Origin of the sequence: Streptococcus parasanguinis (assembly GCF_000963275.1) — a bacterium.
Taxonomy (GTDB): Bacteria; Bacillota; Bacilli; order Lactobacillales; family Streptococcaceae; genus Streptococcus; species Streptococcus parasanguinis_B.
Genome location: NZ_JYOW01000001.1, coordinates 1,688,994 through 1,702,296 on the forward strand (window position 1 = coordinate 1,688,994; position 13,303 = coordinate 1,702,296).

Below are 13,303 nucleotides of genomic sequence, written 5' to 3' on the forward strand. Positions count from 1 at the left end.
TCTCCCTTCTTATACCAACACTAATTTCTTGCCTTTTTTCTTGAATTCCATTACCACTTCTGACTGCCCTGGTAGCTGGTAAGTCGCGCGATACCCCATTCCGCCATCTGACACTTCCCCCCAGATTAAGCGTTGAGGATTTCCTAGTTTCTTAATAAGCTGGGCGAATTCTGCACCTTTGTGCTCTTTTTCAGTAGTGATTTCTTTCTCACTGCTTGTCTTCTCTTTTGCGTCCAACAAATTCGTCGCATCCACCATCGTCAAGCGATACCCCTGGTCTTTCTCTTCTTCAAACCACAAGTTCACACTTTTCTTCCCCTGATCGGTTTGCTTAGCTGCATAAGTCAAGACAAGAACGGTTTGTTCCCCTTGAGCTGTCTTTGTGTAGCGAACTTTTTGTGCTTTTCCCCATTCAGTCACAACTGTTTCCAAGCGGGTTCCTGGTTGCTGACTCTGCTTAAGACGGACTTTCAAATTCGCCACAGCTTCGATGGTCCATTTAAACTGCTTGATTTCTTGATCGTTGCTTACCAAATTCTTGTAATCCTTTGGCTGAAAACGGGAAAGCGTTTGGTCCTCCTTGGTATCGGTTCCCTGCTCTTGCACCTGGATGCTTGCAATCGCAAGTAACAACCCTAAAACAAAACATAAAAACGGCAGCAAGAGTTCTTTTCGATTTTTTTTCATCCACTCGATCATTTGCTTCACCCCTTCTTCGTCAAACGATACTGACCACTCTGGTCGCGTTCAAAGGTCAAAGAGACCAATCCATCTGTCACCTGATAAGACAAAGCTAAAACTTGCTTGTCCTTTACAGAGGTCAAACTAAGAGAATTGGGAAGACCTGATTTTTTCAAGACTTCTTCTACTGCCGTTCCCTTTTCCATTTTTCCATCCAAAGGCTTATAGCCTGTAAAATCTGCTAATTTTAAATTCTTTTTGCTCTGATAGTGAGACGATTTTGGCGCAAATCCTTGAATCGAGCTCAAATAAAAATCATGATCCTGCTTTTGAAATTCTATGGTATAAGGATAGAGCCCCTTCACAGAAGCCCCATAGCCTAACTGGACTTGTGCTCCAAAACTCGTATCTTCTTGTGTAAAGCTCGCTGCTTTTCCAAATTTTTTGACGAATGCAGACAAAGTCACCCAACTTTTTTGTACCTTTCCTTCTCCCCTTGCAAGCTCTAATGACAACAAGTCTTCTAGAGCCGGCTCTTTTGAAGAAGGAGCGACAAATTGTTGGCTAGCTTCTTGCATTCGAGATAGGCTCAGCAAACGGTCTTTTGGTAAGGTTTTAACCGGATGAATCATAAACACCAAGCAAGCCCCAACGACAAAAGCTAGCAAAGCCCCTGCAGCTTTTTGGAGGATCCGCTTATGATGTTCTATCCACTGTTTCATTTCTTCCATCCTTTATGCTCTTTCTATTCAAACTCCTTCTATTGTATAGAAAATTAGCGCATTTGTCTTGTCTTATTCCAAAAAAGAGGCGCTTGCCTCTTTTTTTATTCATTGGTTTAGTAACTATCCTTACTGCTCAAGAGGAAATCTCCATTTTCTTGACGAATAAAGGTCAAATCTACATAGTCCCCGTTTTTCTTTTGGAAGTCCATGACCAATTCCACTATGTCTGAATCATCGGATGAACTCACCGTCAGATTGACTGCATCACCGTATTTTTCTAAGAGTTCTTTGTAAGAGGTCCCTCCAGCACCGGTCTCACTATCTCCAACCTTGAACCCATCTGCGAAGTTATCCTCGACGCTAAGATTTTTCCCAAATTGATTAAATTCAAATTTGACAAGCTGAAATTCTTTTCCTTTCTTAGAGTAGGTCGCTTTGACCTCTTTATTATAAGAGTTATCATCCCAGAATAATTTCAATTCTCCACTATCAAATTGAACAGAACTAGCCTTTCCATAAGCGTCGACCATTCCTTCAGGAGTCTCCCCATCATCCTTTCCAGTCAAAAATTGAAGTTGCTCGATATCAGACTGCTCCCAGCTAAAATCGGCTTCCGCATCTTCTGCGGTCAACTGGTCCAAATCAATATTGGATGAAGAACCAGACTGGTTTCCTGACCAAGAAGTGTGCTTTTTAGATGGTGACGTGCTAGGGCTGGCATGACCAATCAAATAGCCACTGACTCCACCGATGAGGAGACCCACTAAAATCCCAAGGGCAAAACGAATCGCCTTCTTGTCCGCAGTATCCATTGGTTTTCCAACGGGAGGAAGAGGAGCTTGTGGAATAGGTGTCTCAGGAACAGGCACTGTTTGCGGACCAATTGGTTCAGCTGCCATGTTTTGAGGAGCTTGAGGTGCAGGCTGGAATGGAGGGGTCGGTTGGGGAGCAGCAGGCACTACCGCGTCTTCTTCAACAGTCGTTTTATCCACTTTTGGGAGCTCCACCGTTTCTGAAATAACTGGCTCTTTTACCTCTTCTTCCATTGCTTTCGTCTCCGTCGCTGAAACGCCACTAACTTCTGGAACTTCCAAGTCTTTGACTTCTTCTTTTGGGACAAATGCCGGCGCAGCCACATCAAAATGGGGTGTTCCATCTAAGGGAGTCTGTTTCATCAATGGTTCTTGATCTTTCTCTGACATTTTGAATTCTCCTTTTTATTCTTCTCTTCTACTATAACATAAAACCAAGCAAGGACCAACTCCTGTCTTGATAGACTAAAAAAGATCGGAGAGATATCCGACCTTTTAGAAACTTATCTTAAAATTTCTTGCGAAGGGAGACAATAGCAATCAGTTAACCATATGATTGAGAAACATAACTAGATCGTGTTTTTATAATTGATTCCAGGGGACAAAAATATGAGTTTGTTTAGCAAGTAAAAAAACGACCTCTTACGAGATCGTTTTGTCTATTGATTAAAGACGAGCGTTGAGTTCTGCTCCAAGTTCTTCAAATCCTGGTTTACCAAGAAGGGCAAACATATTTTTCTTGTAAGCTTCAACACCTGGTTGGTCAAATGGGTTGATCGCATTCAAGTAACCTGAAAGGGCGATTGCCAATTCGAAGAAGTAGATGGCATAACCAAGAGTGAAGGCATCTTGCTCAGGAAGAGTTACGTACATGTTTGGCACGTCACCGTCAGTGTGGGCAAGAAGAACACCGTCAGTTGCTTTTTTGTTTACGAAGTCAACGTCTTTTCCTTGGAGGTAACCAAGTCCATCAAGGTCTTCTTCCAATGTAGGGATGATCACGTTCTTACGTGGTTTGTCCACACGGACAACTGTTTCAAACATGATACGAGTTCCTTCTTGGATAAACTGACCCAATGAGTGCAAGTCTGTTGAGAAGTTAGCTGAAGTTGGGTAGATCCCTTTTTGGTCTTTTCCTTCTGACTCACCAGCCAATTGTTTCCACCATTCTGAGAAGTATTGAAGGGATGGCTCGTAGTTTACCAAGATTTCGGTAGCATATCCTTTACGGTAAAGGATGTTACGAACTGCTGCGTATTGGTATGCTTCGTTTTCAGAGATTTTATCTGAAGTGTAGTCTTTACGAGCTGCGTTTGCACCTTCCATAAGGGCTTTGATATCTGCGCCTGATGCAGCAATTGGAAGCAATCCAACTGGTGTCAAGACTGAGAAGCGTCCACCGATATCATCTGGAACTACAAATGTTTCCCAACCATTGGCATCTGCTTCCACTTTTACAGCACCTTTGGCACGGTCAGTTGTCGCATAGATCCGTTTGTTGGCTTCTTCTTGACCATATTTCTTCACCAAGAGTTCTTTGAAGACACGGAAAGCAATAGCTGGTTCAGTTGTTGTACCTGATTTAGAAATCACGTTGACTGAGAAGTCTTTATCTGAAACATACTCTACCAAGTCAGCAAGGTAAGTAGATGAGATTGAGTTTCCAGCATAAAGGATTTGTGGAGCTTTGCGTTCTTCTTTTGTTTGCAAGTTTGCAAAGTGGTGGTTCAAGAAGTCAATCGCTGCTTTCGCACCAAGGTATGATCCACCGATACCGATCACGACCAAAACATCGCTGTCTGATTTGATTTGTTCAGCAGCTTTCAAGATGCGGTCAAATTCTTCACGGTCATAATTTTCAGGAAGGTCCAACCAACCTAGGAAGTCACTACCAGCACCTGTTCCTTTACGGATCAATTCATCAGCTGCAGTCACTTGTGGTTGCATGTATTCCACTTCATGTGGGGCAACAAATTTACCCAAAACTTTTGAGTAGTCAAATTTAATATGAGACATGTTATTCCTCCAAATTTTGTTCTTCTCTATGATATCGCTTTACACGGATTAAATCAAGGGAAACCAATCTATAAAACGTTTTCATTTGCTAATTTTTTTATTTTCACAAATCAAGCAACGACGCAATAGCAATCGTTTGCATATTTGTACTATTTTGGGCTAAAAAATCAAAAAAAGAAGCTTCTCACGAAACTCTATTTTTTTTCTTTTATTCTTTGGATATGAAAGTCATTTCTACATGACTCTGGTGAATGATAGCCCTCACGTCGCTTTGCTCCTCAGGGTCAATATCTCTAAGCTCGGTCGCGCCTTACGGGCTAATTTCATTTTACGCTATAGTCCTCACGTCGCTTCGCTCCTCAGGATCAATATCTCTAAGCTCGGTCACGCCTTACAGGCTTACCTCACTAAGAGCTATAGAAAAAGAGCACACAGTTCACTTCGCTTAGGGCTGCTGGATTCCTCCCCTGACCCGCTTCACGCAGAACTGTTGCTCCGATAGGTATTATATCATAATTTGTTCGATTTGCAAAGGTCCGGTTTTTATTCTTGTGTTTCGGCCTTGGCTGCGAGCTTGGCTTGTTTTTTTCGTTCTCGGCCTTGGCGGAAGAAGGTCTGCATGATGGTTGCACATTCTGCTTCCAAGATTCCTGTTTCTACTTCCACCCGGTGATTGAGGCGCTCATCTGTCAAAATATCATAGAGACTCCCTGCTCCGCCAAACTTTTGATTGGTCGCTCCGTAAATCACCTGAGGGATCCGGGCCAGTCCAATGGCACCGCTACACATGACGCAAGGTTCAATGGTCACAAAAAGAGTCGTATCCAGCAAACGCCAGCTCTCTTCATGCTGATTGGCTTCTTCGATCGCTATCACCTCCGCATGCATGACCGCTCGCTGCAATTCCTCTCGTGCGTTGTGGCCACGTCCAATGATCTCACCGTCTTTGACAATGACACAGCCAATGGGTATTTCCTCATGGGCTAAGGCAATCTCTGCCTCTTTTAAGGCCTCTCGCATAAAAGCTTCTTTCTCTTCTAGGGTATAGTCTCTCACTTGTACACTCACTTACTTTTTATGTTCTTGTTCTATTATATGATGAAGCTACAAAAAAAGCCACCAATGGGTGACTTCTTATAGGGAGATATTATGAAAAAAGTTAAAGAGTGCTAAACAAAGTTGGGAGGTCTTTGTTTATGATCTTAGTATATCTCAGAGGTCTTAAAGTAAGCTTAAGTAGCAAAAGAGAGTGGGACAGAAATCGGTCATTCGTTAGAATTCGATTTCGTCGTCCCACCTCCGCACAGTTGAGTAGGGCTGTAAAAGCTGATGAAATCAGCATAGTAGAGTCCACTCAACCACTGCGTCTTGCTTGACAATCCAAAAATAATTGAGAGGCTAGGATTTTTGTCCCAGCCTCTTTTAAATTATTTACTTGACCAGACACTTTCAAGGATATTGGTTTGGTCACGATCTGGTCCGACTGAGAAGGTTGAAATGCGCACACCAACCAATTCGCCGATCCGGCGCACATAGTTGCGGGCATTTTCTGGAAGCTCGTCCAAGTGGCGAACACCGGTGATGTCTTCTGACCAACCTGGCAATTCTTCATAGATTGGTTTGCAACGTTTGAGTTGCTCCAAGCTTGCTGGATAGTGATCAATGCGTTCGCCATCCAAGTCGTAAGCCACACAGATTTTCACTGTATCCAAGCCTGATAAAACGTCGATGGAGTTCAAGCTAAGATTGGTAATTCCTGATACGCGGCGGCTGTGGCGCATAACAACGGAGTCAAACCAGCCCACCCGACGCGGACGGCCAGTCGTTGTACCGTATTCATGCCCCACTTCACGGATGCGCTCGCCCACTTCATCAAACAGCTCTGTTGGGAATGGTCCATCACCGACACGGCTAGTGTAGGCTTTACATACACCGACAACCTTGTCGATCTTGCTTGGGCCGACACCTGATCCGATGGTCACCCCACCTGCAACAGGGTTTGAAGAGGTTACAAATGGATAAGTTCCTTGGTCGATATCCAACATAACCCCTTGTGCTCCTTCAAAGAGCACGCGCTTGCCGTTGTCCAAAGCATCGTTCAAGATGACGGAAGTATCGGTTACATATTGTTTGATTTGTTGACCATATTCATAGTATTCTTCGAAGATATCGTCAAAGGAAAGAGCCTCTGCTTCATAGAGTTTGGTAAATTGACGGTTCTTTTCTTCCAAGTTGATGCGCAGGCGTTCTGCAAAGACGTCGCGGTCCAAAAGATCCGCGATCCGGATTCCCACACGCGCAGCCTTGTCCATGTAAGCTGGTCCAATCCCTTTGATGGTCGTTCCGATTTTGTTGTCCCCTTTTGACTCTTCTTGGAGACGGTCCAATTCGATGTGGTAAGGAAGGATGACATGGGCACGGTCAGAAATGCGAAGGCTGTCTGTTGATACCCCTTCTTCATGGAGATAAGCCAACTCTTTGACCAATGATTTCGGGTTGACAACCACCCCATTTCCAATCACAGAGATCTTTTCAGGGAAGAAGATACCAGAAGGAATCAAGTGCAACTTGAACTTTTTGCCATCAATCACGATGGTGTGACCGGCATTGTCCCCACCTTGGTAGCGAGCAATGACTTCTGCATTGGCTGATAGGAAGTCTGTAATCTTCCCTTTTCCTTCATCTCCCCACTGGGTTCCTACAACAACTACTGATGTCATATCTTTGTCTGAGCTATATAGCTCGTCCTTTCTTGAAAAGCAGGCAGGAATCTCACCTGCGATTATGTTTTATACCTCATTATATGAAAAATTTGACAATTTTTCAAGGAGGGTTCATCATTTCATTTGTTTTTTCTCTTATGTAGACGAATTACATTTTTACAAAATATGTATTTTCTGAATTTTAGTACTTAATTTAAAATAAAAGTTCGGAATTTTTGTAAAATCGTAGCGGAAATTTGCTTTCTTTTTCCGTTTGTAATAGACTAAAATAACTACCATAGGACGGTGAAACGATGACGATTAATCAATTACTGCAGAAACTGGATACATCAAGCCCTATTCTCCAAGCGACCTTTGGTCTGGAGAGGGAAAATCTGCGAGTGACAACTGATGGACACTTAGCTCAAACTGCTCATCCGAGTCAGCTTGGTTCCCGCAATTTCCACCCGACCATCCAAACAGACTTCAGCGAACAACAACTGGAACTAATTACACCTATTGCTCACTCTACTAAGGAAGCGCGGCGCTTACTGGGAGCTATCAGCGATGTGGCAGGCCGCTCAATTGACCAGAGTGAATGCCTGTGGCCTCTGTCCATGCCACCGCAGCTGACTGAAGAAGATATTATCATCGCCCGTCTGGAAAACGAATACGAACGCCACTACCGAGAGGGTTTAGCGAAAAAATATGGCAAAAAACTACAGGCCATCTCTGGCATCCACTACAACATGGAGCTAGGGAAAGATCTGGTCGCTGCTCTCTTTCAAGTCAGCTCCTATCATTTACTCAAGGACTTTAAAAATGACCTCTATCTCAAACTGGCTCGAAACTTTCTGCGTTTCCGATGGCTCTTAACCTATCTCTACGGTGCTGCTCCTCTGGCAGAAGCCGGCTTCTACAGTCAGGAATACCCGCAGCCTATCCGCTCTTTTCGCAACAGCGACTATGGCTATGTCAATGACGAGAATATTCAGGTGTCCTACACTTCTTTGGAGCAATATGTAACCGATATTGAAAACTACGTTCAGTCTGGCGAGCTCAGTGCTGAAAAAGAATTTTACTCAGCCGTTCGCTTCCGTGGACAGAAGCACAATCGCGCCTATCTGGAGCAGGGTATCACCTATCTGGAATTCCGCTGCTTCGATCTCAATCCTTTTGACCATTTGGGCATTAGCCAAGAGACCTTAGATACTGTCCATCTCTTTTTACTGGGCCTGCTCTGGCTAGATGATGTAGAAAATGTTGATGCAGTATTAAAAGCTGCCCATGATTTGAACCAGAAAATTGCTTGTAGCCACCCGCTGACTGCCCTGCCAGATGAGGCAGACAGCTCAGCCCTTCTCCAAGCCATGGAAGAGCTCATCCAGCATTTTGAACTGCCAACTTACTATCAAACTTTGCTGGACCAGATGAGAGAGGCTCTCATACATCCTCAGCTGACACTGTCAGGACAGCTCCTGCCCCATATCCAGCAAGATTCCTTAACAGCTTTTGGTCTAGAAAAAGCAGAAGAATACCACCGCTATGCCTGGACTGCTCCTTATGCCCTCAAAGGCTACGAAAATATGGAACTGTCCACCCAGATGCTACTCTTTGATGCTATTCAAAAGGGGCTAAATGTCGAAATTTTAGATGAAAAGGACCAATTTCTCAAGCTTTGGCATGGTAGTCATGTAGAATATGTCAAGAACGGCAATATGACCTCCAAGGATAACTATGTCATCCCTTTGGCCATGGCCAATAAAACAGTCACCAAAAAGATTTTGGCAGCAGCTGACTTTCCCGTTCCGGCTGGAGCAGAATTTTCTTCTCTAGAAGAGGGACTGGCCTACTACCCTTTGATTAAGAACCGAGAAATTGTTGTCAAACCCAAGTCAACTAACTTCGGACTGGGCATCTCTATCTTCCAAGAGCCAGCTAGCCTGGAAGCTTATCACAAGGCTCTGGAGATTGCTTTTTCAGAAGATGTCGCCGTCTTAGTGGAGGAATTTATCGCTGGAACGGAGTACCGCTTCTTTGTCTTAGACGGACAATGCCAAGCAGTCCTCTTGCGAGTGGCGGCCAATGTCGTCGGAGACGGTCAGCATACCGTGAGAGAATTGATTGCCATCAAAAATGACAATCCTCTGCGGGGCCGAGATCATCGTTCACCGCTTGAAATCATTGAACTGGGGGACATTGAACTGCTCATGCTGGACCAGCAAGGCTATGGACCAGATGATATCCTGCCTGCTGGAGTCAAGGTTGACTTGCGGCGCAATTCCAACATTTCTACTGGCGGAGACTCGATTGATGTCACAGACAGCATGCACCCATCTTATAAGGAACTCGCTGCGGACATGGCAAAGGCTATGGGAGCCTGGGCCTGTGGCGTTGATCTCATCATCCCTGACAGCTCTGCTATTTCCACAAAGGAAAATCCCAACTGTACCTGCATCGAGCTCAACTTCAATCCTTCTATGTATATGCACACCTATTGTGCTGAGGGGCCGGGACAAAGCATTACTCCGAAAATACTAGCTAAACTTTTCCCAGAAATGGACCTATAAAGTAAGAAAACGCAGAAGATGTCTCTGCGTTTTTGTTTTGTAACCGAGGTAGAGTTTTAGATGATAACCTAAAAAGATTAAGCATGGTCCTCCTACAAGTTTAAAATAGCAAGTCATTTGCTGTAAAATCATCCTCTAACAAGCAAATTTCAAACCTCTCCTGCATATAGCAGAGGAAATCTTCCCTTTTTCATAAAAAGAATCATAGGTCGCGAATACAAGGCTAGTATCATCTGAACAATTTCCAGCCAGTTACTGTTGGCTTCCATAGCCCACCATCTCAACCGCTTTAAAACTGCCTCGGGTTAAAAATTCATACGGAACCCCTAATGCATCAGCTACCGCCAAACCATAGACTGCCGCTTTCAAAGATTGGTTCATGCTAGCCTCCTTTGTTTTATTATACTATTTTTGGTCTTAAAATTCTTCCTAACCCCAAAAAACAAGCGCAGGCCTGCGCCTGTTTTTCTATTTTGTGTTAAAATAAAAGGTATGGACAAAATTATCAAAACTATCTCAGAAAGTGGCTCTTTCCGTGCCTTTGTACTAGACAGTACAGAAACTGTACGAACAGCCCAAGAAAAACATCATACACAAGCTAGCTCCACGGTCGCACTTGGCCGTACCCTCATTGCCAGTCAAATCTTGGCGGCAAACGAGAAAGGAGATACTAAAATTACGGTCAAAGTCCTTGGGACTAGCTCACTTGGTGCTATCATCACTGTGGCAGATACTCAAGGAAACATCAAAGGCTACGTGCAAAATCCTGGTGTGGATATCAAGAAAACAGCGACCGGTGAAGTCGTGGTCGGACCATTTGTCGGAAACGGGGAATTCCTAGTGATTACCGACTACGGCACAGGCAATCCTTATCATTCCATGACACCTCTCGTCACTGGAGAAATCGGTGAAGACCTAGCTTATTACTTGACTGAAAGCCAACAAACGCCATCTGCGGTTGGGCTCAATGTCCTCCTTGATGAAGAAGACAAGGTCAAGGTTGCCGGTGGTTTCTTGGTGCAGGTCTTGCCAAATGCCAAGGAAGAAGAAATTGCCAGCTTTGAAAAACGGATCCAAGAAATGCCGGCCATTTCTACCCTTTTAGCCTCTGACGACCATATTGAAGCCCTTCTTACTGCCATCTATGGTGACGAACCATACAAGCGTCTCTCAGAAGAAGAGATCCGCTTCCAGTGTGACTGTAGCCGTGAGCGTTTCTTGAACGCTTTAGCAAGTCTGCCAGCTAGTGATCTGAAAGAGATGAAAGATGAAGATCACGGTGCAGAGATTACCTGCCAATTCTGCCAAACACACTACCACTTTGACGAAAATGACTTGGAGGAACTCATTCGTGACAAATCTTAATACGCCATTTATGATCGGGGATGTCGAAATCCCTAACCGTACTGTCCTAGCCCCAATGGCCGGAGTGACCAACTCAGCTTTCCGGACCATTGCCAAAGAACTAGGGGCGGGGCTCGTTGTGATGGAAATGGTCTCTGACAAGGGAATCCAGTACAACAATGAAAAGACGCTTCACATGCTCCATATCGATGAAGGAGAAAATCCTGTATCGATCCAACTCTTTGGAAGTGACGAAGATAGCCTCGCACGCGCAGCTGAATTTATCCAAGAAAATACCAAGACCGATATCGTCGATATCAACATGGGTTGCCCGGTGAATAAAATCGTCAAGAACGAGGCTGGTGCCATGTGGCTCAAAGACCCAGACAAGATCTACTCCATCATCAATAAGGTTCAATCCGTCCTCGATATCCCCCTCACTGTTAAAATGCGGACGGGTTGGTCGGATCCTTCCCTAGCAGTTGAGAACGCCCTCGCTGCCGAAGCTGCGGGTGTCTCTGCCCTTGCCATGCATGGACGGACTCGGGAGCAAATGTATACGGGGCATGCGGATCTTGAGACCCTTCACAAGGTTGCACAAGCCCTGACTAAGATTCCATTTATCGCAAACGGAGATATCCGCACAGTTCAAGATGCCAAACAACGGATCGAAGAAGTCGGTGCTGATGCGGTCATGATTGGTCGCGCTGCTATGGGGAATCCTTATCTCTTCAACCAAATCAACCACTACTTTGAAACAGGAGAAATCCTGCCTGATTTGACATTTGAAGACAAGATGAAGATTGCTTACGAACATTTGAAACGCTTGATCGATCTCAAAGGTGAGCACATTGCCGTTCGTGAATTCCGAGGGCTCGCCCCTCACTACCTTCGTGGGACTTCAGGCGCAGCCAAACTCCGTGGAGCCATCTCGCAAGCCAGCACTCTGGCTGAGATTGAAGAACTCTTACAATTAAAAGCATAGAAATACAAAAAGCGAGAATGGGACTGAAATCGGTAATTCGTTAGAATTCGATTTCGTCATCCCAGCTCCGCACAGTTGAGTAGGGCTGTAAAAGCTGATGAAATCAGAGTAGTAGAGCCCACTCAACCACTGCGTCTTGCTCGACAATCCAAAAATAATTGAGAGGCTAGGACTTTTGTCCCAGCCTCTTTTTATAGATTGTCTGTTTGCAGGCCGAGTTGTTTGACTCTTGCGGTGTAGTAGGTCATGATCAAAAAGAGGTTGGCTGTGATCAGCCAGATGGCCCATTGGTGAATGAAATGCATGAGGATGGCTACACTAATCGCTCCCGCAACAAAGCTTCCAACAACAATCCCGTAATTCATAGCCTGACGCCGATACTCGTCCAAATCTCCCTTTCCTCGAGTGATTCGGTACAAGGCCGTCAGCATCTTGCGGTAATTGCCGGAAGTCATAAAGATCACATAAGGGTGATTTTCGATGAGGCTCCCTGTAAAGGTCAACATCATCATCCCTGTTCCAAAAGCAATAAAGGGAACTTCTACAGGTGGTATGACAGACACCAAGGGAATCAGGAGTGTCACCACAAACAAAGGAATCAACATCTTGGTCCGCCAAAAGGCTGTCTTGCGATACTCTTTGATATGGAGAGCAACCACAAAGCCGATCGAGAAAAACAAAATAGATGAAAAACGCATGATGGTATTTTCGACACGGGGATCGTGCCAATCAGCGATGAGAAGCAGGAGGTTCCCAGTTTGAGTCGCGACCAAACTCCGGTAGTGCATGTGGCAAAAGACATCGAGGCCTCCTCCGATAAAACCAAGCAGAGCCCCCATCAGTCGTGTATTTTGTGGTAAAATTATTTTTTCTTCCATAGTCTTGTCTCTTTTGATTTCAATTATTTTTTATTATACCACTTTGCACCAGAGCTGAGTATTGAAAATCAATCATAACCACTCATCAAACAAGTGGTTTACGTCAGGACTATGATTCTAGATAATTAGAATTTCCCTATCACTGTATAGTGCTAAGAGAATCATATTAATAACCTTCGTGATTCCTGAAAGAAAGATCAAAATAATTCAGTTGTCCTGTTTTCTTTTTTCATGGTAGTGACCTCTTAAAAACATTGTTTGCCTTCTTTAAAGAGTTGATAGAGAGTATAGATATAAATGAGACTAAAAATAATACAGATGGTTAGAAATAGGAGATATCTCCAATCCATAGAATTCGTTATCAGTTGTGGGAGAGATACGAGGATAAAGCAGAGAGATGCGTTCAAGAAGCGTATTTTTTTTGATGTGATTTTCTGAAATCTTTGTCCCTTATTCAAGACTGGAAGAACTAAAAGGAAAATGATCAGAAAAGGACGCGTAACTTGGCCATAGACTAGGAAAAAGGTAACAAAGATGCTAACTAAAATATGACTGAAAATTAAAGTTTGTAATGATTTCATAAGCTTCCT

At 44.2% G+C, this 13,303-nt stretch carries 12 protein-coding genes and 1 other RNA gene; 3 read left to right on the plus strand and 10 right to left on the minus strand.

The genetic code is table 11. The features are described 5' to 3' along the window. Positions 1 to 9: 9 nt before the first annotated feature. From TZ97_RS07985 to TZ97_RS08010, 7 genes are all read right to left on the minus strand, one after another. The gene (locus TZ97_RS07985) at positions 10 to 699 is read right to left on the minus strand and encodes a hypothetical protein (protein WP_045759977.1); all 690 of its coding nucleotides are present in this window, start codon (positions 697 to 699) and stop codon (positions 10 to 12) included. A gap of 5 nt (positions 700 to 704) precedes the next feature. Further along, on the minus strand, positions 705 to 1,412 hold the full coding sequence (locus TZ97_RS07990; RefSeq protein ID WP_045759978.1) for a hypothetical protein: 708 nt from the start codon (positions 1,410 to 1,412) through the stop codon (positions 705 to 707). 107 nt (positions 1,413 to 1,519) lie between these two features. After that, positions 1,520 to 2,608 carry a hypothetical protein gene (locus TZ97_RS07995; RefSeq protein ID WP_045759979.1) on the minus strand — a complete coding sequence of 363 codons (1,089 nt, stop codon included), beginning with the start codon at positions 2,606 to 2,608 and terminating at the stop codon, positions 1,520 to 1,522. Between the two features lie 276 nt (positions 2,609 to 2,884). Further along, positions 2,885 to 4,234, minus strand: coding sequence for a glucose-6-phosphate isomerase (locus TZ97_RS08000; protein ID WP_045759980.1), 1,350 nt, complete (start codon positions 4,232 to 4,234; stop codon positions 2,885 to 2,887). A gap of 409 nt (positions 4,235 to 4,643) precedes the next feature. After that, positions 4,644 to 4,738, minus strand: an RNA gene (gene ffs, locus TZ97_RS10335) — signal recognition particle sRNA small type. Between the two features lie 39 nt (positions 4,739 to 4,777). Beyond that, a complete protein-coding gene (gene tadA / locus TZ97_RS08005; RefSeq protein ID WP_045759981.1) occupies positions 4,778 to 5,290 on the minus strand; it encodes a tRNA adenosine(34) deaminase TadA in 513 nt (170 codons plus the stop codon). Positions 5,291 to 5,661: 371 nt separating this feature from the next. Further along, positions 5,662 to 6,954 (minus strand): adenylosuccinate synthase, encoded by a 1,293-nt coding sequence (locus TZ97_RS08010; protein ID WP_045759982.1) that lies wholly within the window; start codon positions 6,952 to 6,954, stop codon positions 5,662 to 5,664. 296 nt (positions 6,955 to 7,250) lie between these two features. Here TZ97_RS08010 and gshAB point away from each other — a divergent pair, with 296 nt between their 5' ends. Further along, positions 7,251 to 9,506, plus strand: a complete 2,256-nt coding sequence (gene gshAB / locus TZ97_RS08015; protein ID WP_045759983.1) for a bifunctional glutamate--cysteine ligase GshA/glutathione synthetase GshB — start codon at positions 7,251 to 7,253, stop codon at positions 9,504 to 9,506. A gap of 252 nt (positions 9,507 to 9,758) precedes the next feature. On the opposite strand, the gene TZ97_RS11085 is transcribed toward gshAB, so the two are convergent. After that, on the minus strand, positions 9,759 to 9,887 hold the full coding sequence (locus tag TZ97_RS11085; RefSeq protein WP_374030427.1) for a hypothetical protein: 129 nt from the start codon (positions 9,885 to 9,887) through the stop codon (positions 9,759 to 9,761). 111 nt (positions 9,888 to 9,998) lie between these two features. Between TZ97_RS11085 and hslO the strand changes: the two genes are divergently transcribed. Next, complete coding sequence (gene hslO, locus TZ97_RS08025) at positions 9,999 to 10,871, plus strand: Hsp33 family molecular chaperone HslO (protein ID WP_045759984.1); 873 nt, start codon at positions 9,999 to 10,001, stop codon at positions 10,869 to 10,871. Then, positions 10,858 to 11,835 carry a tRNA dihydrouridine synthase DusB gene (gene dusB, locus TZ97_RS08030; protein ID WP_003012894.1) on the plus strand — a complete coding sequence of 326 codons (978 nt, stop codon included), beginning with the start codon at positions 10,858 to 10,860 and terminating at the stop codon, positions 11,833 to 11,835. Before hslO ends, dusB begins: the two co-directional genes overlap by 14 nt. Before the next feature lie 191 nt (positions 11,836 to 12,026). Here dusB and TZ97_RS08035 read toward each other — a convergent pair whose 3' ends face one another. Together TZ97_RS08035 and TZ97_RS10990 are read right to left on the minus strand one after the other, a co-directional pair. After that, positions 12,027 to 12,713, minus strand: coding sequence for a YoaK family protein (locus TZ97_RS08035; RefSeq protein WP_045759985.1), 687 nt, complete (start codon positions 12,711 to 12,713; stop codon positions 12,027 to 12,029). 245 nt (positions 12,714 to 12,958) lie between these two features. Further along, on the minus strand, positions 12,959 to 13,294 hold the full coding sequence (locus TZ97_RS10990) for a hypothetical protein (RefSeq protein WP_045759986.1): 336 nt from the start codon (positions 13,292 to 13,294) through the stop codon (positions 12,959 to 12,961). Positions 13,295 to 13,303 lie beyond the last annotated feature (9 nt).